At 70.4% G+C, this 22,233-nt stretch carries 20 protein-coding genes and 1 tRNA gene; 13 read left to right on the forward strand and 8 right to left on the reverse strand.

Features of this window, described 5'->3' with window-relative positions; translation table 11 throughout:
- Positions 1 to 89: 89 nt before the first annotated feature.
- On the reverse strand, positions 90 to 731 hold the full coding sequence (locus ACIBW6_RS14460; protein ID WP_399059605.1) for a TetR/AcrR family transcriptional regulator: 642 nt from the start codon (positions 729 to 731) through the stop codon (positions 90 to 92).
- A gap of 110 nt (positions 732 to 841) precedes the next feature.
- Here ACIBW6_RS14460 and ACIBW6_RS14465 point away from each other — a divergent pair, with 110 nt between their 5' ends.
- The 3 genes from ACIBW6_RS14465 to ACIBW6_RS14475 all read left to right on the forward strand — a co-directional run bounded on the left by ACIBW6_RS14465 (position 842) and on the right by ACIBW6_RS14475 (position 3,457).
- A complete protein-coding gene (locus tag ACIBW6_RS14465; protein ID WP_399059606.1) occupies positions 842 to 2,440 on the forward strand; it encodes an MFS transporter in 1,599 nt (532 codons plus the stop codon).
- Positions 2,441 to 2,679: 239 nt separating this feature from the next.
- Complete coding sequence (locus ACIBW6_RS14470; RefSeq protein WP_399059607.1) at positions 2,680 to 3,066, forward strand: peptidase inhibitor family I36 protein; 387 nt, start codon at positions 2,680 to 2,682, stop codon at positions 3,064 to 3,066.
- Between the two features lie 79 nt (positions 3,067 to 3,145).
- Complete coding sequence (locus ACIBW6_RS14475; protein ID WP_399059608.1) at positions 3,146 to 3,457, forward strand: small hydrophobic protein; 312 nt, start codon at positions 3,146 to 3,148, stop codon at positions 3,455 to 3,457.
- Between the two features lie 207 nt (positions 3,458 to 3,664).
- On the opposite strand, the gene aceE is transcribed toward ACIBW6_RS14475, so the two are convergent.
- Positions 3,665 to 6,412, reverse strand: coding sequence for a pyruvate dehydrogenase (acetyl-transferring), homodimeric type (gene aceE, locus ACIBW6_RS14480; RefSeq protein WP_399059609.1), 2,748 nt, complete (start codon positions 6,410 to 6,412; stop codon positions 3,665 to 3,667).
- A 442-nt stretch (positions 6,413 to 6,854) separates the two neighbouring features.
- On the opposite strand from aceE, the gene ACIBW6_RS14485 reads away from it, so the two are divergent.
- The 6 genes from ACIBW6_RS14485 (at position 6,855) to ACIBW6_RS14510 (ending at position 11,546) form a co-directional block, all read left to right on the forward strand.
- The gene (locus ACIBW6_RS14485) at positions 6,855 to 7,286 is read left to right on the forward strand and encodes a DUF3052 domain-containing protein (protein ID WP_399059705.1); all 432 of its coding nucleotides are present in this window, start codon (positions 6,855 to 6,857) and stop codon (positions 7,284 to 7,286) included.
- A 250-nt stretch (positions 7,287 to 7,536) separates the two neighbouring features.
- Entirely contained in the window at positions 7,537 to 7,995 is a 459-nt protein-coding gene (locus ACIBW6_RS14490) for a peroxiredoxin (RefSeq protein ID WP_399059610.1), read from the forward strand.
- 141 nt (positions 7,996 to 8,136) lie between these two features.
- On the forward strand, positions 8,137 to 8,712 hold the full coding sequence (locus tag ACIBW6_RS14495; protein ID WP_399059611.1) for a TerD family protein: 576 nt from the start codon (positions 8,137 to 8,139) through the stop codon (positions 8,710 to 8,712).
- 103 nt (positions 8,713 to 8,815) lie between these two features.
- On the forward strand, positions 8,816 to 9,391 hold the full coding sequence (locus ACIBW6_RS14500) for a TerD family protein (protein WP_324776043.1): 576 nt from the start codon (positions 8,816 to 8,818) through the stop codon (positions 9,389 to 9,391).
- Between the two features lie 82 nt (positions 9,392 to 9,473).
- The gene (locus tag ACIBW6_RS14505; RefSeq protein WP_399059612.1) at positions 9,474 to 10,619 is read left to right on the forward strand and encodes a DUF475 domain-containing protein; all 1,146 of its coding nucleotides are present in this window, start codon (positions 9,474 to 9,476) and stop codon (positions 10,617 to 10,619) included.
- A 180-nt stretch (positions 10,620 to 10,799) separates the two neighbouring features.
- Positions 10,800 to 11,546: a Tellurium resistance gene (locus tag ACIBW6_RS14510; protein WP_399059613.1), complete on the forward strand. Its 747-nt coding sequence runs from the start codon at positions 10,800 to 10,802 to the stop codon at positions 11,544 to 11,546.
- A 35-nt stretch (positions 11,547 to 11,581) separates the two neighbouring features.
- Here the strand turns inward: ACIBW6_RS14510 and ACIBW6_RS14515 are convergent, their stop codons facing one another.
- Entirely contained in the window at positions 11,582 to 12,379 is a 798-nt protein-coding gene (locus tag ACIBW6_RS14515) for a TerD family protein (protein ID WP_399059614.1), read from the reverse strand.
- A gap of 242 nt (positions 12,380 to 12,621) precedes the next feature.
- Between ACIBW6_RS14515 and ACIBW6_RS14520 the strand changes: the two genes are divergently transcribed.
- The 3 genes from ACIBW6_RS14520 (at position 12,622) to ACIBW6_RS14530 (ending at position 17,215) form a co-directional block, all read left to right on the forward strand.
- On the forward strand, positions 12,622 to 13,785 hold the full coding sequence (locus ACIBW6_RS14520) for an HpcH/HpaI aldolase/citrate lyase family protein (protein WP_399059615.1): 1,164 nt from the start codon (positions 12,622 to 12,624) through the stop codon (positions 13,783 to 13,785).
- A gap of 77 nt (positions 13,786 to 13,862) precedes the next feature.
- Positions 13,863 to 16,406 (forward strand): phosphoribosyltransferase, encoded by a 2,544-nt coding sequence (locus ACIBW6_RS14525; RefSeq protein ID WP_399059616.1) that lies wholly within the window; start codon positions 13,863 to 13,865, stop codon positions 16,404 to 16,406.
- 77 nt (positions 16,407 to 16,483) lie between these two features.
- Positions 16,484 to 17,215: an HAD family hydrolase gene (locus ACIBW6_RS14530; protein ID WP_399059706.1), complete on the forward strand. Its 732-nt coding sequence runs from the start codon at positions 16,484 to 16,486 to the stop codon at positions 17,213 to 17,215.
- A gap of 216 nt (positions 17,216 to 17,431) precedes the next feature.
- Here the strand turns inward: ACIBW6_RS14530 and ACIBW6_RS14535 are convergent, their stop codons facing one another.
- The 4 genes from ACIBW6_RS14535 to ACIBW6_RS14550 all read right to left on the reverse strand — a co-directional run bounded on the left by ACIBW6_RS14535 (position 17,432) and on the right by ACIBW6_RS14550 (position 20,855).
- Entirely contained in the window at positions 17,432 to 17,659 is a 228-nt protein-coding gene (locus ACIBW6_RS14535; protein ID WP_399059617.1) for a zinc ribbon domain-containing protein, read from the reverse strand.
- Positions 17,660 to 17,668: 9 nt separating this feature from the next.
- Positions 17,669 to 18,367, reverse strand: coding sequence for a FadR/GntR family transcriptional regulator (locus ACIBW6_RS14540; protein WP_399059618.1), 699 nt, complete (start codon positions 18,365 to 18,367; stop codon positions 17,669 to 17,671).
- Between the two features lie 80 nt (positions 18,368 to 18,447).
- Positions 18,448 to 19,743 (reverse strand): hypothetical protein, encoded by a 1,296-nt coding sequence (locus ACIBW6_RS14545; RefSeq protein ID WP_399059707.1) that lies wholly within the window; start codon positions 19,741 to 19,743, stop codon positions 18,448 to 18,450.
- A 314-nt stretch (positions 19,744 to 20,057) separates the two neighbouring features.
- Complete coding sequence (locus ACIBW6_RS14550) at positions 20,058 to 20,855, reverse strand: DUF4097 family beta strand repeat-containing protein (protein ID WP_399059619.1); 798 nt, start codon at positions 20,853 to 20,855, stop codon at positions 20,058 to 20,060.
- Positions 20,856 to 21,095: 240 nt separating this feature from the next.
- Between ACIBW6_RS14550 and ACIBW6_RS14555 the strand changes: the two genes are divergently transcribed.
- Positions 21,096 to 21,170 (forward strand) — tRNA-Val (locus tag ACIBW6_RS14555).
- Positions 21,171 to 21,275: 105 nt separating this feature from the next.
- Here the strand turns inward: ACIBW6_RS14555 and ACIBW6_RS14560 are convergent.
- The gene (locus ACIBW6_RS14560; protein ID WP_399059620.1) at positions 21,276 to 21,746 is read right to left on the reverse strand and encodes a DUF4429 domain-containing protein; all 471 of its coding nucleotides are present in this window, start codon (positions 21,744 to 21,746) and stop codon (positions 21,276 to 21,278) included.
- Positions 21,747 to 22,233: the final 487 nt, after the last annotated feature.

Here is a 22,233-nt window from a genome sequence, read left to right on the forward strand (position 1 = left end):
GCGGACGGAGTCGCGGGCAGACCCTCACGCTGCGTAAGGATACTGAGGTGCTCGCACGCGATACTCGCTGCTCAGTGAGGTGGAGGAGTTCACCCTCGGTCATGACTCCATCGCTCGCCCAGAGACGGCTTGAGATGGTCGAGGTAGGACTCGGTGAGCCTGCGGATGGCCTCGACGCTCGGGTCCCCGCCCGCACCCCACAGCCGCCCGGTCATCCGCATCACCCCGCTGAACGCCGCCACCGCCACCCGGGGGCGTGGGTCGGTGTCCACGTCGAGGCCCTCGCGCTCGGCGATCACACGCGCCACCTGCTCCTCCAGTTCGACGGAACGGCGCAGGTGAGCGGCGAGGAGTACGGGCGTCGACTCGATCATCTGGTAGGTGCGCATGTGGAGTTCAACCGGAATGACCTCCTCCACCGACCGGCTCAGCGCCTCCCAGGTGCCGAGGACCGTATGACGGAGGGCCTCGAACGGACTTTCGTCGGCGGGGCGCTCGCGCAGGGCGATGACGAACCGGGACTCCACCATCTCCTGAATGGCGAAAGCGGCCTCCTCCTTGTTCGCGAAGTAGCGGAAGAAGGTGCGCTGGGAGACCTCGCAGGCCTCGGCGATCTCGTCGACCGTCGTCCGGTCGAACCCCTGCGAAGTGAAGAGCTCAAGAGCGGAGCGCAGCAGTGCATCACGAGTCCGCTGTTTCTTGAGTTCACGCAGGTTCAATCGAGTCGCCATGGTCCTCTTTCCGGGTGTTGGCGCGCTCCGCCGTAGTGTGAGCGACGTGACAGTTACCGACTTGTGAAATGCTTTGTCAACTGTCAGGCGCTGTCACTAGCCTCGAACGTATGACTAGTCAGACCACTGTCGACAAGGCGGACCGGGTGCCGGAGCCCGAGCCTGTCGCGGCACCGGCCAAGGGGCTGCGCGGCCACCCCTGGCTGACCCTCTTCTCCGTCGCGATCGGCGTGATGATGGTCGCCCTCGACGGCACCATCGTCGCCATCGCCAACCCGGCCATTCAGAAGGATCTCGGCGCGAGCTTCGCCGACGTCCAGTGGATCACCAACGGCTACTTCCTCGCCCTCGCGGTCACGCTCATCACCGCGGGCAAGCTCGGCGACCGGTTCGGGCACCGGCAGACCTTCCTCATCGGCGTGGTCGGCTTCGCTGCCGCCTCGGGGGCCATCGGTCTCTCCGACAGCATCGCGTTCGTCGTCACGTTCCGCGTGTTCCAGGGTCTGTTCGGCGCGTTGCTCATGCCCGCCGCGCTCGGCCTGCTGCGCGCCACCTTCCCCGCCGAGAAGCTGAACATGGCCATCGGCATCTGGGGCATGGTGATCGGCGCGTCGACCGCGGGCGGACCGATCCTCGGCGGCGTGCTCGTGGAGCACGTCAGCTGGCAGTCCGTCTTCTTCATCAACGTCCCGGTGGGCGTGGTGGCCCTCGTACTCGGGCTCGTGATCCTCCTCGACCACCGCGCCAAGAACGCGCCGCGGTCCTTCGACATCCCCGGCATCGCGCTGCTGTCCGGTGCGATGTTCTGCCTGGTGTGGGCCCTGATCAAGGCGCCCGCGTGGGGCTGGGGCGCCGGCCGGACGTGGATGTTCCTCGCGGCGGCCGTGGTCTGTTTCGTGGTCTTCGCGCTGTGGGAGACCCGCGTCGCCGAGCCGCTGATCCCGCTGGGCCTGTTCCGCTCTGTGCCGCTGTCGGCCGGTGTGGTGCTGATGGTGCTGATGGCCATCGCGTTCATGGGCGGCCTGTTCTTCGTCACCTTCTACCTGCAGAACGTGCACGGCATGAGCCCGATCGACAGCGGCCTGCACCTGCTGCCGCTGACCGGGATGATGATCGTCGCCTCGCCGCTGGCCGGTGCGATGATCACGAAGGTCGGCCCGCGCATCCCGCTGGCCGGCGGCATGGCGTGCACGGCCATCGCGATGTACGGCATGTCCACGCTGGAAGCCGGGACCGGCAGCGGCATCATGTCCGTCTGGTTCGGGCTCCTCGGCCTCGGCCTCGCGCCCGTGATGGTGGGAGCCACCGAGGTCATCGTGGGCAACGCGCCGATGGAGCTGTCCGGCGTCGCCGGCGGACTCCAGCAGGCGGCCATGCAGATCGGCGGCAGCCTCGGCACCGCGGTCCTCGGCGCCGTCATGGCGTCGAAGGTCGACAGCGACCTCGCGGGGAACTGGGCGGACGCCAAGCTCCCGCCGCTCTCGTCCGGTCAGCTGGACCAGGCGTCCGAGGCCGTCCAGGTCGGTGCCGCGCCGGTGCCGCCCGGCACGCCGGCCGGACTCGCGGAGAAGATAACCGGCGTCGCCCACGACACCTTCATCTCCGGCATGAGCCTGGCCTGCCTCGTCGCGTCGGGCGTCGCGGTCGTCGCCATCCTCGTCGCGATGCTGACCAAGCGCGGTGACAACGCGGGCGCGGCGCACATCTGACGCCGTGTACGGCGCTGCCGGGCGCGCCTGACCTCGGGCGGGCCTCGCGCCGTCGGACAGGCCCGACCTGCTGAAACCGCTCGTGTGGGGGAAGCCCCCGGGAACTTTCCGGGGGCTTTCGCTTATCTGGGTGACGTCGAACGGAAGCCCTTCCCGGAATCGGATGTTCCGGGCCAAAGTGTCTGGCAAGCGATCAGTCGCGAACGCAACTGGTCGACACGACACGGGGGTTCAGACACATGCGTACGTCCATGCTCACGCCTACATCCATCTCGGTCACCGTCGCCGCGCTCGCCGCGGTCACTCTGACTCCCGGCTTCACCGCTGCGGCGGCGCCACCGACACTCGGAGCCTGTTCGGCGGGAGAGCTCTGTCTCTGGGGCAAGGCGGGGTTCAAGGGGCCCCGGCACACGTATGAGCTGGCCGGGATCGACATCGAGAGCTGCGTCGCGCTGCCGGAGGGGAGCAGCGCGGCGTCTCTCGCGAACCGCACCGGCCGGCCCGTCACCACCTACCAGTCGACGGAGTGCGCGGAGACCGGGGAGTTCCAGACCTATCCAGGCAGTGGGACCTGGGAGCCCGAATCGCCCTACAGGACACGGGCGTTCAAGGTATGGGAGAGATGAGCGCGTGAGGGCGCCGCGATAGACGGCGGCAGACGGGGTACCCGATTCATTGCCCGAGTCCGGACGAACTCGAGGAGTGATGATGGCGGGCTTCGGTCACACCACGCGCAAGCACCCCCGTTCACGCGGCCGCGTAGGCACGCGGAGCGGGCCGGACCGCGCGTCGCTCGGAATCATCGGGCTGGTCAGCGCGATCGCCGGATTCTTCGTCCTGGGGATCGTGCTGGGGCCGGTCGCCGTCGTCTGCGGCTGGCTGGCCATGGGCCGACGCTGGACCGGCACGAACTCGGTTCCGGCGCTGGTCGCCCTCGTTCTCGGCGCGATCGACACCCTGCTCGCGGTCGTCTGGCTGGCCTCGGCCACCGGATCGGCCACGGGCGGTCTGTTCTGACGCGGTTCTGACGCTGTCTGTTTTGACGCGGTCCGTTCTGACACCGGGCAGAGTCCGGCTCCTTCGCGCAGGAGCAGAGTCTGACTCGTCCGCGCAGGAGGGGAGTCCGACGCCGAGCAGGGGCGACTGACCCCGAGCGGAACGCGAAGCGGCCCCGGGTCCACAACCCGGGGCCGCTCCGAACGGGACTGCGGAGCCTACGCCCCGCTACGCGTCACCGCCGGCCACGCCCGGATCCGCGGCCGCGACGTCCAGCAACTGGTACCGGTCGATCGCCTGCTTGAGGACCGAGCGGTCGACCTTGCCCTCACGCGCCAGCTCCGTGAGGACCGCGACCACGATCGACTGCGCGTCGATGTGGAAGTAGCGGCGCGCGGCGCCGCGGGTGTCGGCGAAGCCGAACCCGTCCGCACCGAGGGACTGGTACGTGCCGGGCACCCAGCGGGAGATCTGGTCGGGCACCGCACGCATCCAGTCGGAGACCGCGATGAACGGACCCTCCGCACCGGAGAGCTTCTGCGTGATGTAGGGCGTGCGCTGCTTGTCCTCGGGGTGCAGCAGGTTGTGGCGCTCGACGTCCACCGCCTCGCGGCGCAGTTCGTTCCAGGAGGTCGCGGACCAGACGTCGGCCCGCACGTTCCACTCCTGGGCGAGGATCTGCTGGGCCTCGATGGCCCAGGGGACCCCGACACCGGAGGCCATGATCTGGGCGGGGACGGCGCCCGAGGTGCCGGCGCTGACGCGGTGGATGCCCTTGAGGATGCCCTCGACGTCGACGTCGGCCGGCTCAGCGGGGTGCTGGATCGGCTCGTTGTAGACGGTGAGGTAGTAGAAGACGTTCTCGCCGGGCTGGCCGCCGGCGGTCGGCCCGTACATCCGGCGCAGGCCGTCCTTGACGATGTGCGCGATCTCGTAGGCGTAGGCGGGGTCGTAGGCGACACAGGCCGGGTTGGTGGAGGCCAGCAACTGCGAGTGTCCGTCGGCGTGCTGGAGGCCTTCGCCGGTCAGAGTGGTGCGGCCCGCGGTCGCACCGAGGACGAACCCGCGTGCCAACTGGTCGGCCATCTGCCAGAACTGGTCGCCGGTGCGCTGGAAACCGAACATCGAGTAGAAGACGTAGACCGGGATGAGGGGTTCACCGTGGGTGGCGTAAGCCGAGCCGGCGGCGATCAGCGAGGCCGTGCAGCCGGCCTCCGAGATGCCGTCGTGCAGCATCTGTCCGGTCGGGGACTCCTTGTAGGCGAGGAGGAGTTCGCGGTCCACGGACTCGTACTGCTGCCCGAGCGGGTTGTAGATCTTCGCGCTCGGGAAGAAGGAGTCCATACCGAACGTGCGGTACTCGTCGGGGGCGATCAGCACGAACCGCTTGCCGATCTCCTTGTCCCGCATGAGGTCCTTCAGGAGCCGGACGAAGGCCATGGTGGTGGCGATCGACTGCTGCCCCGACCCCTTCTTCACGGTCGCGTACGCCTTGTCGTCCGGGAGTTGGAGGGGCTTCGCGCGGACGACGCGGGTCGGGACATAGCCGCCGAGCGCCTTGCGGCGGTCGTGCATGTACTGGATCTCTTCGGAGTCGCGGCCGGGGTGGTAGTACGGCGGCGCGCCGCCCTCCAGCTGGGCGTCGGAGATCGGGATGTGCAGCCGGTCGCGGAACCCCTTGAGGTCGTCGACTGTCAGCTTCTTCATCTGGTGCGTGGCGTTGCGGCCCTCGAAGTTCGGGCCGAGGGTCCAGCCCTTGACCGTCTGCGCGAGGATGACCGTCGGCTGTCCCCGGTGCTCCTTGGCCGCCGTGAACGCCGCGAAGATCTTCTTGTGGTCGTGCCCGCCGCGGCCCAGGTGCAGGATCTGGTCGTCGCTCATGTTCTCGACCATGGCGCGCAGCCGGTGGTCGTCACCGAAGAAGTGCTCGCGGATGTAGGAGCCGGGCTCGGTGGCGTAGGTCTGGAACTGGCCGTCGGGCGTGGTGTTGAGCCGGTTGACCAGGACGCCGTCACGGTCCTGTGCGAGCAGCGGGTCCCAACTGCGGTCCCAGACCAGCTTGATGACGTTCCAGCCGGCGCCGCGGAACTGGGACTCCAGCTCCTGGATGATCTTGCCGTTGCCGCGCACCGGACCGTCGAGGCGCTGCAGGTTGCAGTTGACCACGAAGGTGAGGTTGTCGAGACCCTCTCGGGCGGCGATGGAGAGCTGGCCGAGGGACTCGGGCTCGTCCATCTCGCCGTCGCCGAGGAAGGCCCACACGTGGGACTTGGAGGTCTCCGCGACACCGCGGGCCTCCATGTACCGGTTCATCCGGGCCTGGAAGATCGCACCGAGCGGGCCGAGGCCCATCGAGACGGTGGGGAACTCCCAGAAGTCCGGCATGAGGCGCGGGTGCGGATACGACGACAGGCCGTTGGGAGCCTTCGAGCTCTCCTGGCGGAAGGCGTCGAGCTGAGCCTCGGAGAGGCGGTCCAGGAGATAGGCGCGGGCGTAGATGCCCGGCGAGGCGTGGCCCTGGAAGAAGATCTGGTCGCCGCCGTCGCCCTCGTCCTTGCCGCGGAAGAAGTGGTTGAAGCCCACGTCGTACAGCGAGGCCGACGAGGCGAAGGTGGCGATGTGGCCGCCGACGCCGATGCCGGGGCGCTGCGCGCGGGAGACCATCACCGCGGCGTTCCACCGCGTGGCGTTGAGGACCTTGCGCTCGATCTCCTCGTTGCCGGGGAAGAAGGGCTCGTCCTTGGTGGCGATCGTGTTGATGTAGTCCGTGCTGCGCATCTCGGGCACGGCCACACGCTTCTCGCGGGCCCGCTCGATCAGCCGGAGCATCAGGTAGCGGGCACGCTCGCGGCCACGCTCGTCGACTGCCGCGTCAAGGGAGTCGAGCCATTCCTGGGTCTCTTCGGGATCAAAGTCCGGGACCTGACTGGGAAGACCGCCAATGATGATCGGGTTGCGATCGGATCCGGAAGCCACGCTGTTCCTTCACTGTCGGTGATGCCACTGTTCCACTGTCGGGTACGCCGTCGGTACACCGTTGTCCATCGTGTACCTCGGAAGGGGAATCGTCATCTCTACCGAGAGGTAAAACAGAGGTCGGACGGATCACTGCGGTCAGCTGTGAACAAACCAGGCCGTTCCGCCCATCTCGTTCAGATGTGCGGCGGGGCTGTTCGGCCCTGGTTACGCTGTGTGCGGGAGCAGGGCGGGCAAACCCGGCAGAATGCTGTGGCGTACATCACCGGCCTGCGGGAATCCTTGACAGGAGTTGTGGTGGCACGGCCTGGAACGTCACCGTTTCGGCGGTCTCGGCGGCCGGGTACTTGCGCGATCCGTCGCGCACGTGTGGACTACGGCCAACGCTTCGCGCGTGCGCGACGCTGCAGACAACTTCGTAAACATGATCAGGAGGCAATCCGTGAGCGCGACCGCGGACCACGCGGAGACGAACCTTGCCGTGAGGCTCGGTTTCCAGCCCAGTATGGTGGTCCAGGAGATCGGCTACGACGAGGACGTCGATCAGGAGCTCCGTGAGGCCATCGAGGCCGCAACCGCCACAGAGCTCGTCGACGAGGACTATGACGACGTGGCTGATGCCGTGGTGCTCTGGTTCCGTGAGGACGACGGGGACCTTACTGATGCGCTGGTGGACACCACCACGTACATCGAAGACGGCGGTTACATCCTGCTGCTGACGCCGAAGACGGGGCGGGAGGGGTACGTCGAGCCGAGTGAGATCGGTGAGGCCGCCACCACTGCCGGTCTTTCGCAGACCAAGGGCATCAGCGTCGGCAAGGACTGGACCGGGAGCAGGCTGGTGACGCCCAAGACGGCCGCCAAGAAGCGGTAAGCCGCCCCGGCGGCACAGAATCGACCCGGAGTGAGGCCTCGCGGCGCACAAGCGCGCCTGCGGGGCCTCACGCGTTACCCGGCCGACCAGCCGACCAGCCGACCAGCAGCCACCAGCCGACCGGCAGCCACGGGCCGACCGGCAGCCCCTGGCCGGCGGCGCGCGCCACGCAGCATGCGGTGGCCGGGCGTTCTCCGGCGCCAACTAGGGTGAAGCCACCCGAACAGCCCCACCGAAGGGAAGCTTCACCATGGCGATCGAGGTCGGCACCCAGGCTCCGGAGTTCGAGCTGCGGAACCAGCACGGGGAGACCGTCAAGCTCTCGGACTTCCGGGGCGAGAAGAACGTGGTGCTGCTCTTCTACCCGTTCGCTTTCACCGGGGTCTGCACCGGCGAGCTGTGCGCGCTCCGCGACGAGCTGCCCAGCTTCGTCAACGACGACGTGCAGCTGCTCGCGGTCTCCAACGACTCCCCGTTCACGCTGCGGGTCTTCGCCGAGCAGGAGGGGCTTGAGTACCCGCTGCTCAGCGACTTCTGGCCGCACGGCGAGGCCTCGCGGGCGTACGGCGTCTTCGACGAGGAGAAGGGCTGCGCGGTGCGCGGCACCTTCATCATCGACAAGGAGGGCGTGGTCCGCTGGACCATCGTCAACGGCCTGCCCGACGCCCGGGACCTGAACGAGTACACCAAGGCGCTCGCCGCCCTCTGAGGCGCTCGTCGCCATTCCCGGGGGACGACACCCGGTAGGAAGCCTCGCCGGGGACGGGAACCCCTCACTAGGATCCAGACGTTGATCCGGTACCAGACGCACTACGGGGCTCCCCGCCCCTACAGACCATAGGGAGGACTCGTGGGAGTCAGCCTCAGCAAGGGCGGCAACGTATCGCTGAGCAAGGAGGCCCCTGGCCTCACGGCGGTCGTCGTGGGCCTGGGTTGGGACGTTCGCACCACCACCGGTACGGACTTCGACCTCGACGCCAGCGCCATCCTGACCAACGCGGAGGGCAAGGTCCGTAACGACCAGGACTTCGTGTTCTTCAACAACCTGAAGAGCGCGGACGGCTCGGTCGAACACACGGGCGACAACACGACCGGTGAGGGCGAGGGCGACGACGAGCAGGTCAAGGTCGACCTCGCCGCGGTTCCGGCCGACGTCGACAAGATCGTCTTCCCGGTCTCGATCTACGACGCCGAGAACCGCCAGCAGTCCTTCGGCCAGGTGCGCAACGCGTTCATCCGCGTCGTGAACCAGACGGGCGGCGCCGAGATCGCCCGCTACGACCTGTCCGAGGACGCCTCCACCGAGACCGCCATGGTCTTCGGTGAGCTGTACCGGAACGGGGCGGAGTGGAAGTTCCGCGCCGTCGGCCAGGGCTACGCCTCGGGTCTGCGCGGCATCGCGCAGGACTTCGGCGTCAACGTCTGAGCCGAAGCACAGCACCACGCTCACCCGTCCGGCGCCGCACTCCTGTGTGCGGCGCCGGACGCGCTCGACCACAGCACTGCCTACTCGCGGGGAGGACCACATCATGGGCGTCACGCTCGCCAAGGGAGGCAATGTCTCCCTCTCCAAGGCCGCACCGAACCTCACACAGGTACTGGTCGGGCTCGGCTGGGACGCGCGTTCCACCACCGGGGCCGACTTCGACCTGGACGCCAGCGCCCTGCTGTGCAGCGGCGGCCGGGTCATGGGTGACGAGTGGTTCATCTTCTACAACCAGCTCAAGAGCCCCGACGGCTCCGTCGAGCACACCGGGGACAACCTCACGGGTGAGGGCGAGGGCGACGACGAGTCGATCATCGTGGACCTCGCCACCGTGCCGGCCGGCTGCGACAAGATCATCTTCCCGGTCTCGATCCACGACGCGGACAACCGCGGCCAGACCTTCGGCCAGGTCAGCAACGCGTTCATCCGGGTGGTGAACCAGGCGGACGGTCAGGAGCTCGCCCGCTACGACCTCTCCGAGGACGCCTCCACCGAGACCGCGATGATCTTCGGTGAGCTGTACCGCTACGGCGGGGAGTGGAAGTTCCGTGCAGTCGGACAGGGGTACGCGTCCGGACTGCGTGGCATCGCTCTAGACTTCGGAGTCAACGTTTCATAAAGCGTTGCTAAAGCCGTGCACGGAGCGGGGGAGCCCCGTACAACCAGCACGGGGAAACCCGTACACATTGATGGGGTAGCCAGTGGTTCTGAAAACCTTCGGCTGGTCGTTCGCGATCACCGTGCTCGGACTGATCGCGGCGGTGTTCTACGACGGATGGACCGCGCTGGGGCTCGTCGCGATCCTCGCCATCATGGAGATCTCGCTGTCGTTCGACAACGCGGTCGTCAACGCCGGAATCCTGAAGAAGATGAACGCCTTCTGGCAGAAGATCTTCCTCACGGTCGGCGTGCTGATCGCGGTCTTCGGCATGCGGCTCGTCTTCCCGGTCGTGATCGTGGCGATCAGCGCCAAGATGGGCCCGGTCGAAGCCGTCGACCTCGCCTTCAACCAGCCCGACCGCTACCAGCAGCTGGTCACGGACGCGCACCCGTCCATCGCGGCCTTCGGCGGCATGTTCCTGCTGATGATCTTCCTGGACTTCATCTTCGAGGACCGGGACATCAAGTGGCTCGGCTGGCTGGAGCGCCCGCTCGCCAAGCTCGGCAAGGTCGACATGCTGTCGGTCTGCATCGCGCTGATCGTGCTCCTCGTCTGCGCGATGACCTTCGCCACGCACGCGCACCAGCACGGCGGCGTGCACGCGGACAAGCAGTCGACCGTCCTCATCTCCGGCATCGCCGGCCTGATCACGTACCTGGTCGTCGGCGGTCTCTCCAGCTTCTTCGAGAACCGGCTGGAGGAAGAGGAGGAGCGCGAGCACGAGGCGGAGGAGCAGGCCGCCCGCGAGGGCAAGCCGAAGTCGGCGGTGGTGCTGGCCGGCCAGGCCGCGTTCTTCATGTTCCTCTACCTGGAGGTCCTGGACGCGTCGTTCTCCTTCGACGGCGTGATCGGCGCCTTCGCCATCACCAACGACATCGTGATCATGGCCCTCGGCCTGGGCATCGGCGCCATGTACGTCCGTTCGCTCACGGTCTACCTGGTGCGCCAGGGCACGCTGGACGACTACGTGTACCTGGAGCACGGCGCGCACTACGCGATCGGCGCCCTGGCCGTGATCCTGCTGGTCACCATCCGCTACGAGATCAACGAGATCATCACGGGCCTCATCGGCGTCGTCCTGATCGCCTGGTCCTTCTTCTCCTCGGTCCGGCGCAACAAGCGGCTGGCGGCCGAGGAGGGGAACGCGGGGAGCCCGGACAAGAGCGAGATCCCGTCCGGGGTCTGACCGGAAGCCGAGGCCCGGTGTTTCAGCCGGGCCCCGTTCCTGGAATTCTCTGAACGGGGCGGTCGTACGAGGAGCAGTCCTCCCGCGACCGCCCCGTTCGGCATGCAGGGGGTCCCGTTCGCCGGGAGCGGGCAGAAGTGAGCAGGAACGGTCAGTACCGGTACAGCACTTGGGGGCGGCATGTCCTTCTGGGACAAGATCTGGCGCGGGCGTTCCGCGGAGTTCGAATTCGACTCGGGCAGTGCGGCGACGAACTCCATCGAACTCACCAAACGACATCCGGTCGTCTCGCTCTCCAAACAGGGCGCGGCCACCGGCAACCTGCGGGTCAATCTCTCCTGGCGGATGCGGACCTCGGACATCGGCTCGTTCGAGAAGAACAGCCTGATACGGCATCCGTTCAGCATGTTCAAACCGGACGTGGTCCAGGCGCACACCGAGTCCATGGTCAATGTCGACCTGGACCTGGGCTGCCTGTACGAGCTGGTGGACGGCGACAAGGGGGTCGTCCAGCCGCTCGGCAGTTTCTTCGGCTCGCTCAACGCTCCGCCCTACGTCAAGCTCAGCGGCGACGACCGGTTCGGCTCCGCGTCCGGCGAGACCATCTACATCAATCTCGACCACCGCGAGTCCTTCAAGCGGCTGCTTCTGTTCGTCTACATCTACGACCAGACGCCGGCGTTCGACCGTACGCACGCGATCGTGACGCTGTACCCGAGCAACGGCCCGAGGATCGAGATCAGCCTGGACGAGCGCGCCCCCCAGGCCCGCTCCTGCGCCGTAGTCTCCCTGGAGAACGTCAAGGGCGACCTGGTGGTGCGACGCGAGGTGAAGTTCGTCTACGGGTTCCAGGCCGAGCTGGACCGGCTGTACGGCTGGGGGCTGCAGTGGGGCCGGGGCTACAAGACCAAGGTGGGCGAGCGGTGACCGCGCTCAGCGGGCCCGGCCGGTGACGGCAGCGGTCACCGGCCGATGAACTGCGGGCCCTGCGGCGGCAGCCGGAACGCCGGGTCCGGATAGACGGCGGCCGCCACCGGCTGCGGATAGCCGTAGGCGGGCTGGGCCGCCGGGGCCGGCTGCGTCGCGGCCTGCGGCGGATAGCCGTAGGTCGGCGGCTGCTGGGGCGGCAGCGGGAAGGACGGCGCCGGAGCGGGGACCGGTGCCGTGACCGGGGTCGGCGTCGGCGCGGGCGGCGTCGGGGCGGGCTCGGCGGCGGCTGATTCGTCGACCGAGATGCCGAAGTCGGTGGCGAGCCCGATCAGCCCGTTCGAATAACCCTCGCCGACCGCGCGCAGCCGCCAGCCGTCCCCGCGCCGGTACAGCTCACCGCAGATCATCGCGGTCTCGGCGCCGGTCTCCGGCTTGATGTCGAAGTACGCGAGCGGTTCGGCGCCGTCGGTGGCGGCGTCGTGGACGATCAGCCGCAGCGCCTGCACGTGTTCGAACGCGACCTCGTCCGCGGAGGCGGTGAACAGGAGCCGGGTGATCTCCGGCGGAAGGCCCGCAAGATCGGCCTGGAGGGTGTCCGTCATCCCCTCGGGCACACGCTTCTGGCCGAGCCGCCAGACCTTCCCCGACGGGTGCCGGGGCTGGTTGTAGAAGACGAAGTCCTCGTCCGAGCGGACCTTGCCACCGGCGCCGAGCAGCAGCGCGGAGGCGTCCACCGCGGGCACGCCCTGCCCCGGGGTCCACCGGAGTACGGCGCGTACCGCCGGAACGTCGAGCGGGACGTTCGCCCCCTTGAGCATCGCGTGCGTCATGCGGTCATTCTGTCGTCCCGGCGGGGTTCGGGACAACGTGGGGTGCCCGGATCGCCGGGCGCACGACAGGGGCGCGGGAGGGTGCGGCGGCGGTCCGCGGGCCGGGCGGGCGGCTTCCGGGGCGTGCCCGACATCCACGGGTTACCAGGATTTCATTGCGGACGGGAACTCTTGACCCAGGTTTGTACGTACTATTACCGGCCACATCGTGCCGGGCGGGCTGGCAGTAACAGGGGAGATCTATGCGTCATTTCGGGCATGTTGCCCCGGAGGTGCGGGAGCGGCTGTTCCACCGGGAGCCGCAGCTCTTCAGCGCGGACTCGGCTCCTGCCATGCTCGCGGCGGCACTGGGCGCGACGCTCTACAGCCCCGCGACCCGGCCCCGCCTCGCGGACGACGTGCTCAAGCAGGCCGGGCGCGGTGTCGTGTCCATGGTGCTGTGCCTGGAGGACTCCATAGACGACTCCGAGGTGGGCGGCGCCGAGGACAACCTGGTCCGCCAGTTCGCCCGCCTCGCCGCCCACGGGGGCGAGGCCCCGCTGCTCTTCGTCCGGGTGCGCGAGCCCCGGCAGATCACCGACCTCGTCACCCGGCTCGGCACCTCCGTCGCACTGCTGTCCGGATTCGTGCTGCCGAAATTCACCGAGGAGCGGGGCGTTCCGTTCCTGGAGGCGCTGACCGCCGCCGAGGCCGCCTGCGGGCGGCGGCTCTTCGCCATGCCCGTGCTGGAGTCGCCCGAGCTGCTGCACCTGGAGACGCGCGCCGAGACCCTGGCCGGGATCTCCCGCACCGTCGACAAGTACCGCGACCGGGTGCTCGCGCTGCGGCTCGGCGTCACCGATTTCTGTTCCGCGTACGGGTTGCGCCGGCCGCCGGACATGACCGCGTACGACGTGCAGATCGTCGCCTCCGTCATCGGCGACGTGGTGAATCTGCTGGGCCGGGCCGACGGCACCGGTTTCACCGTGACCGGGCCCGTCTGGGAGTACTTCCGCCACCAGGAGCGGATGTTCAAGCCGCAGCTGCGCCGCAGCCCCTTCCTGGAGGAGGGCGCGGAGCCGCTGCGCGAGGCGCTGATCCAGCACGACCTCGACGGTCTGCTGCGCGAGATCGAGCTGGACCGGGCCAATGGCCTGCTCGGCAAGACGTGCATCCACCCCTCGCACGTGCTGCCCGTGCACGCGCTGTCCGTCGTGAGCCACGAGGAGTACAGCGACGCCCAGGACATCCTGCGGCCTGAGCGCGGCGGCGGTGGAGTGCTGCGCTCCGCGTACACGAACAAGATGAACGAGGTGAAGCCGCACCGCGCCTGGGCCGAGCGGACCCTGCAGCGCGCGGAGGCGTTCGGGGTGGCCCGTGAGGACGTCGGCTTCGTGGAGCTGCTGACCGCGGGGCTGCCGGCATGACCGGGGCCCGGGGCAGTGGTGCCCGTGCGGCCGGGGACGGCGCGGGCGCGCCGCCGGTGCCCGAGGCGACGGAGCCCATGCCCGAAGCGGCAGGGCCGGTGATCGAAGCGACGAGAGACGAGAGCAGCGACGTGGTGTGGTCGGGTACCTGGGTCACCGAGCGGCTCGGCGTCGAGCTGACCGGCGACCGGGAGCTGCCCGGGCTGCTCGGGCTCGCCCTTCGGCGCAACCCCAAGCGCGCGCACCTGCTCGTGTCGAACGTGCTCGGCAAACACGTCCCGCAGCGCCCGTCCGTGGTCCGGTCCGCCGGCCACGAGCTGGGCGTACGAGTCCGGGAGCTGCTCGGCGACGAGGCGGCCGCGCGGGCGGTCGTCCTCGGGTACGCGGAGACCGCGACCGGCCTCGGCCACTGTGTCGCCGACGGGCTCGCGCTCGCGCCCTACCTGCACTCCACGCGCCGCCCGATAGCGGGCGTGGCCCGCGCGGGCGGCTTCGAGGAGTCCCACTCGCACGCCACCTCCCACCTGCTGCTGCCCGAGGACCCGGAGCTGCTCGCCGGGGACGGACCGCTCGTCCTCGTCGACGACGAGTTCTCCACGGGGAACACGGTCCTGAACACCATCCGCGCGCTGCACGCCCTGCACGCCCGCGCCCACTACGTCGTCGTCGCGCTGGTCGACATGCGTTCGCCCGGCGACCGGGGCCGGCTGGAGGCGTTCGCGCGGGAGATAGGCGCCCGGGTCGACCTGGTGGTCAGGGCGCGCGGTTCGGTGCGGCTGCCGGACGGTGTCCTGGAGAAGGGACAGGCGCTCGTCGCGGCGCACGAGACGGCCGCCCTTCCGGGGGCGCCGCGCGAGCGCGGCGAGATCGTCCCGGCCGGCGAGATCGTCCGGGCCGGCGACCTGGGCTGGCCCGACGACGTGCCGGACGGCGGACGGCACGGCTTCACCCCCGCGCACCGCGCCCGCCTGGAAGCGGCGCTGCCCGGCCTGGCCGAGCGGCTCGCGCCGCACGTCCGGGGCCGCGCACTCGTCCTGGGCAACGAGGAGCTGATGTACGCGCCGCTGCGGCTCGCCACCGCGCTGGAAGCGGCCGGGGCTGATGTCGCCTACTCCACCACGACCCGCTCGCCCGTCCTCGCCGTCGACGATCCGGGGTACGCGATCCGCACGCGCCTCGTCTTTCCCGCCCACGACGCGCCGGCCGACGGGCCGGGCGAGCGGTACGCGTACAACGTGGCGGGCGGGGGCTTCGACACGGTCGTCGTGGTCCTCGACTCCGTCGGCGACAGCGCCGGGGCCGTGGCGCCCGGGGGGCTGGTGGACCAGGTCGCGCGGCACGCGGGCCGGGTCGTCGTGGTGGGGCTGCCCTCGTACGTGCCGGGGCGCGAGCCCCGGCGCGCGCACCGGACGTCCCAGCAGGGTTCGGGGACCCAGGGAACCAGAGGGACCCGAGAATCACAGGAAAGGCCTGTCATGTCGCTGTCCGAGCCGTTGCGCGGCCCCGCCTTCTCCTCGTACGCGCCCGACGAGGTCGGCTGGCTGTTGCAGGACCTCTCGGACGTGACGCTGGAGGCGCCGACCGAGGAGCGCGAGGAGGCCATCCAGAGCGGCGGCGCGCACTACGCGGAGTCGCTGCCGGTGGAGTACCAACCGAGCCCGGCCTATCAGAAGTTGTTCCACGCGGCGCTCGACGCGTCGGCCGACCGGATCGCGCGGGCGGTGGGCGTCGTCACGGAGACGGTGCTCGCCGAGCGGTCGCCGCGGCCCGTCCTGGTCTCCCTCGCGCGCGCCGGGACACCGGTCGGCGTGCTGATGCGGCGCTGGGCGCAGCGGCGGCACGGTCTGGAGCTGCCGCACTACGCGGTCTCCATCGTGCGGGGCCGCGGGATCGACGCGAACGCGCTGCGCTGGCTCGCCGCGCACCACGACCCGGCGGACGTCGTCTTCGTCGACGGGTGGACGGGCAAGGGCGCCATCACGCGTGAACTGGCCGCCGCGGTGGCCGGGTTCGACGGCTTCGACCCGGAGATCGCGGTGCTCGCCGACCCCGGGTCGTGCGTGCGGACGTACGGCACGCGGGAGGACTTCCTCATCCCCTCCGCCTGCCTCAACTCGACGGTCTCCGGGCTCATATCGCGCACGGTGCTCCGCTCCGACCTCGTGGGGCCCGACGATTTCCACGGCGCCAAGTTCTATGCGGAGCTGGCCGGTGCGGATGTCTCGCGGCACTTCCTCGACGTCGTGGAGGGCCGCTTCGACGGGGTGCGGGACGCGGTGGACGCGGACGTCAAGGAGCTGCTCGGGGCGGATCGCGCCCCGACGTGGGAGGGCTGGGCCGCGGTGGAGCGGATCAGCGAGGAGTACGGCATCCATGACGTGAACCTCGTGAAGCCGGGTGTCGGGGAGACGACGCGGGTGCTGCTGCGCCGGGTGCCGTGGAAGATCCTGGCGCGGGCCGGTGCCGGGGCCGACCTGGACCATGTGCGGCTGCTCGCGCGGCAGCGCGGCGTCCCGGTCGAGGAGGTCGGCGAACTCCCGTACAGCTGCGTGGGGTTGATCCATCCGCGGTTCACCCGCGGGGCGACGGGTGTGGACGGCAGGGCGGTGGCGGCGCAGTGAACTCCCCGGCGGTGACGGTGGTCGCGAGCGACCTCGACCGGACCCTCATCTACTCGGCGGGCGCCCTCGGCCTGACCATGCCCGACGCGCAGGCCCCCCGACTGCTGTGCGTCGAGGTGTACGAGGGGCGGCCCCTGTCGTACGTCACCGAGGACGCGGCCGGGCTGCTGGCGGAGCTGGGGCGGCGGGCGGTCTTCGTGCCGACGACGACGCGGACCCGGGAGCAGTACGGGCGGGTGCGGCTGCCGGGGCCCGCGCCGCGGTACGCGATCTGCGCCAACGGCGGCCATCTGCTGGTCGACGGGGTGTCGGACCCGCAGTGGAGCGCGGCGGTGGCCGACCGGCTCGCGGCGGGGTGCGCGCCGCTGGAGGAGGTGCGGGCCCGGATGCTCGCCGCCGCGGACCCGGCCTGGTTGCTGAAGGAGCGGGTCGCCGAGGAGCTCTTCGCATACCTCGTCGTGGACCGGGCGCTGCTGCCCGCCGGCTGGGTCAAGGAGCTCGGCGCGTGGGCCGACGGACTCGGCTGGAGCGTGTCGCTCCAGGGGCGCAAGGTGTACGCCGTGCCGAAGCCGCTCACCAAGGGCGCGGCGGTCGAGGAGGTGGCCCGGCGCACCGGGGCCGCGCGGACGCTGGGCGCCGGGGACTCCCTGCTCGACGCGGACCTGCTGCACACCGTGGACCACGGCTGGCGCCCCGGCCACGGCGAACTGGCGGACGCGGGCTGGACCGCCCCCGGCGTCACGGTCCTCGCGGAGCGGGGAGTGCTGGCGGGGGAGGCGGTGTTGCGGGGGTTCCTGGGGGCGGTGTGAGGGGCGGGGTCTCCCGGCGCGGGTCCGTCCCGTGCGGGTCTTCCGGCGCGGGGTCCGTCCCGTGCGGGTCTTCCGGCGCGGGGCTGCCCGTGCGGGTGAGCCCGGCCTCGCGTGCGGGGTGGCGTTCTGTCGGCTGCCTGTGGCTGAGGTCGCGGGGCCCTGCCCCGGACCCCGCTCCTCGATCGCCGGAGGGGCTCATGGGGCCCCGCGCCTGGGCTAGCCGCAGCAGCCGCCCCCGCAGCATCCCCCTCCGCCGCCCCCGGACGGTGCCGGGGCCGGGGTGCCGGAGGCCGGCGACGTGCCGGTCACCGCCACCGTCGACAGGAGTTTCACCGTGTCGTCGTGGCCCGTGGGGCAGGTCGCGGGGGCGGCGGACTCGGACATGGGGCGGCTGAGTTCGAACGTGTCGCCGCAGGTCCGGCAGCGGTATTCGTAGCGAGGCATGCCCTCAGGTTACGGGTCGTCGCGCAGCGACAGGTCCAGGAGTTCCAGCATCGCCGTGTACGCCCCGTCGGCGTCCATCTCCCGCACCCGTCCGGCGACTTCCGCGTGCAGGGGCAGCGGGTGGCGGTGCGGGCCCGCGTGCACGCGTTCGCCGCGCGCCGTGAGGGCGGGGACGAGGACGCGGGGCAGCTGGGCGAAGAACCGGTTGCGGGAGGCCCGGAGCAGAACCGTGTGGAAGGCGACGTCCGCGCGCGCGGCCAGCGCCGGGTCCCCGTGCGGGGGCCGCTCCGCCACCGCCATCGCCGCCAGCGCCTCGTCCAGCGCGGTCAGCTCGGCGGGCGAGCGGAACTGGGCGGCGAGCGCGGCGGCCGACGGCTCGACGGCGCGTAGCAGCTCGTGCAGATCGGGGAAGAGGCCGACGGGGGCCGGCTGCCCGCCGGCCAGGGTCCAGCGCAGTACGTCGGAGTCCAGCACGTTCCACGCGGACCGGGGGCTCACCCGGTGCACGGCATCGACCACGCCCTTCGCGGCGAGCACCCGGACCGCTTCTCCGAGCACCGCTTCCGCGAAGCCCAACTCGGCGGTCAGTGCGGCGGGTTGCAGCAGCCTGCCGGTCGCGTAGGCGCCGTCGGTGATGTGGCGCGCCAGCGTCTCGACCGCGGCGCGGTGCACGTCGTGCCCGTCCGGCACCGGCGGTGAGCTGGTCATGCGGAGCAGGCTCGCACGGTCAGCTGTGAGAGATCAACTCGCCCTGCGGTTGCGGCTGTTGGGTGAACCGCTGGTCCGGGTCAGCCGCCGCCGCGCTCCTCGCGGATCTGGGTGACGACCCGGGCCACCGTCTGCCGCACGGCCTCCGTCTCCGTGAGGAAGTGCCAGTAGTCGGGGTGGCGGCCCTCCAGCCCGGCGGCGGCGCGCTCCAGGCGGGCCACGGAGTCGTCGAGGGGGCGGGCGTGGCGCGGGTCGGGGGTGCTGCGGCCCGCCATCGCGAGCCGCTGGGCGTCCCGGATCGCGAACCGGGTGCGGTCGATCTCCTGCTGGGGGTCCTTCGCCACCGCGTTCAGCCGGTGCAGCCGGTCGGCGGCGGCGGAGACCGACTCGTCCGTCGTGTTCAGCAGGGCGCGGACCGTGGACAGGCGGGCGGTGGCGTCGGGCCAGCGCTGCTCGGAGCGGGCGGTGCGGGCCTCGGCGAGCTTGGCCTCGGCCTGCCGCACGTTCTCCGCGGCCTGCTCCGGCACGCCCTGGAGGTCCTGCCAGCACGCGGCGGCGAACCGGCGCCGCAGCTCGCTGAGGACCGGCTCGACCTGGCCGGCCCGCGTCGTCAGGGCCTGCGCCCTGGTGCGCAGCGAGACCAGGCGCCGGTCGATCTCCGCGGCCCGCTCGGGCAGCCGCTCGGCCTCGGCGCGTACCGCCTCGGCGTCCCGCGCGACCCGCTCGGCGCGCTCCAGCGTCTCGGGCACGCCGTGCCGGCCCGCCCCCTCGTTCAGCCTGGTCAGCTCCGGGCCGAGGGCGGCGAGCCGGCCGGCCAGGTCGTCGGCCTTGAGCCCGGCCTCGCGGACGGTGTCCAGGGCGGTCGTCGCGGCGAGCAGGGCCTGCCGGGCGCGCTCCACGGACGGGGCGAGGCGGGCCAGTTGCGTCTCGGCCTTGCCGAGCAGCGGGCCGAGCCCGCGGGCGAACCGGTCCAGCTCCTGCTTGGTCCGGGTCAGCTGGTCCTTGGCCTGGGTCAGCTCGGTCCTGGCGCGGGCCGCGACGCTCGCCTCCAGGTCGTCGCGGTCGAGGTCGTGGGCGTCGACGGCGGTGATGTACTGGCCGCTGACCTCGTCGATGCGGGCGCCGAGCTGCTGGAAGTCGGTGACGGCGCGGCGGGCGGCGGGCGAGTCGTCGACCGCCGTGATGGTCTCTATCGAGATGCGCAGGTCCCGCTGGGCGGTGTCCAGCTCGTAGAAGGCGGCGGCCGCGGCGTCCTTGGCCGCCTGCGCCTCCGCGCGCTGCGACTCGGCACGGCCGCCGAACCATTTGCGGGTGCCGCCCCCGGCGAAGGCGGTGCTCAGGGCCGCGGCGAGCACCGGGAGGGGGAGCAGGGTCAGGGTGAGGAGGTCGTGGAGGGCGCGGCTGCCGGGCGGGAGCGGCCGGCTGCCGGGAGTGAGTTTCTGGGGGCCGGTGCTCCCCGCCGGACGCGGCGCTCCGTCGGCGGTCCTCCCCGGCGCGCGCCGTGGCGCCCCGCCGCCCCCTCTCCGTCCCGCTCGTGGATCGGTCGTGGCCGGGCGCACCCCCTCGGGAGACTCGTTCTCGGGAGACCCGTCCGTCGCCGTCGTCACCAACCACTCCCGTGCTGCCCGTGCCGCCATCGCCCTGACCGGTGTCCATTCTCCCACCGGTGAGGAACGAATACACGGGCCGGTCAGTTCGCGGTTCGCACCGTGACTTCGCCGTCCTGGCTGCGGGCCAGGATCCGGTGCGCGCTGTGGCGGTCGCGGGGGACGGAGACGTCAACGCCGCCGTCGTCCGTGTCCGTGGCGACCTGGTACGTGGCCGAGCCGGGCAGGGTGAGGGTGAGCGAGCCGTCGTCGGTGCGGGCGTCGAGCCGGTCGGGGGCGGTGCGCGCGGCGATGTTCGCGCTGCCGTCCTCGGTGCGGACCGTGACCTGCCGCGCGTCCACGCCGGTCGCGCGCACCGAACCGTCGTCGCTGTGCAGGCGCAGCGGTCCGGAGACGTTCCGTACGCGCACCGAGCCGTCCTGCGTCGTGATGTCGAGGCCCTTGGCGAAGCCGTCGGCACGGACGCTGCCGTCGTCGCTGCGGACCACGACGGCCACGCCGCGCGGCACCTCGACGCGGTGCCGGGCCGAGCAGTCGGCGACGAAGCCGGCGCAGTGCAGGCGCAGGGTCAGCCGGTCCTCGTCGCCCTGCCACGCCCACGACGCCTTCGGGTCGGAGCCGATCACGGTGGAACCCCGGAACCAGCGGGTGACCTGTACCTTCTTCCCGTCGCCCGGGACCAGTTCGAGGGCCGAGTCGTCCGAGTCGACGGTGAGCGTGCGGCCGTGCAGGGCGAACGAACGGTGGTCGGGGTGCGGGTCGTCCGAGGCGTCGGCACCGCAGGCGGTGGCCGTCGCGGCGAGGGCGGCCACGACCGCGACGGCGGCCAGGCCCCGGACGGCCCGGGCGCCGTGAGCGGTGCGGAACTGGCGGACGGTCATGGTGAACTCCCCCTGCGACGGTCGGTGTTGCGGCGCCGGACCGGCGGCCGGCACCCCATGAACGTACGGCGCGGGGACGCCCCGCGGGATGCGGCCGGCCACCGGATCGCGGGTGGGGTTAACCCCCCTGATGACCCCCCTGCGCCCCGGCGGCGGCCTGCGACGTTACGTATTTGCTGTGCACCGGCACCGGCAAGGTAGGCTGTCGGCTCGTCCTGGTCGCGCGCGTTCCAGGGCAACGGGTGCGTAGCTCAGGGGTAGAGCGCCTGCCTTACAAGCAGGATGTCGGCGGTTCGAAACCGTCCGCGCCCACCAAGTCCGAAGAGCGGTGCTCCGGCGAGTTACCGGAGGGCATGTTGATTCGTACCTCCGCCCTCCAGAGGTGCTGCCCCGCCTCGTTCGAGGACGTTCGCGAGCGGGTCACGACTCCAGGAGGCGGGTCTTTTGATCCTGGAATTCAGCTTCGCTCAGCAGACCCTGATCCCGAAGTTGAGCGAGTTTCGCCAGTTCATCGGCGACTGACGCTGAGCCGGCCGTGTCTGCCGTAGGTGCCTGGTGTTGGGCAGCGATCGCGGCGTCGAGCTGAGCGCGCAGCTTCTCGAACTCCGGCATCTGCTTTTTTGTGAAGATCACACTATTCTCGTCCTGGACGGCGCTTGAAGTTTGCCTGCCGAAGGAGCTGCGCCGTTCATTGCCGCCTGGCAGTGAGAACTGGATGAAGCCGTTTACGAAGGCGCCGGCGGGCTTCCACTGGACAGCTGATACCTGGGAGATGTGCAGCCGCTTCTCACCTTTGCCAACCGATACGCGTGCGTTGAAACCCTTCCGTGTGATGGTGATGTACTCACCATCGAAGAGAACCTGGCCGGTATGTCCCTTGGCTTCGATCATGGTGGTCCCCTTCGCGGGTGGGCGTACGCAGAAGCTTCGCCGCGCCAGGTATACGCGATGCGGGTTCTTCCGGCATGACCCAGCGAGCCTTTCCAGTGTGTCAGCCCTCGTCTCTCAAGGCACCTAGTAGTGACGTCATGCTTGGGTTGCAGTAACCGCTTAGTGAGCTGCGATGCTGTGGCTGGGCGTCTACGCCGTGATCAACGTGCCGATACATGCAGCGCGACGCACCATGAAGGTATGACAAGCGTCCCGGTAATTGAGCCCTCTCAACTGATACCGGTGGGCGTCTGGACGAGGTATGCAGGTTGAATCCTGGCCTGCGTGCACGCTCACGTGACGTGATCGTGTCGCGCTGAGCGCGAAGCTGCTCAACGACTCGGGGATCCCATCCGGAGGTTCCGATGGGCGGTGCACCAGACTGGGGAGATTCCTGGCGGCGAGACCAAGCCGAGCCACCCCCGTCTTCCGACCCCCCGGGCCGGAC

Source organism: Streptomyces sp. NPDC049813, assembly GCF_044465085.1.
GTDB lineage: Bacteria > Actinomycetota > Actinomycetes > Streptomycetales > Streptomycetaceae > Streptomyces.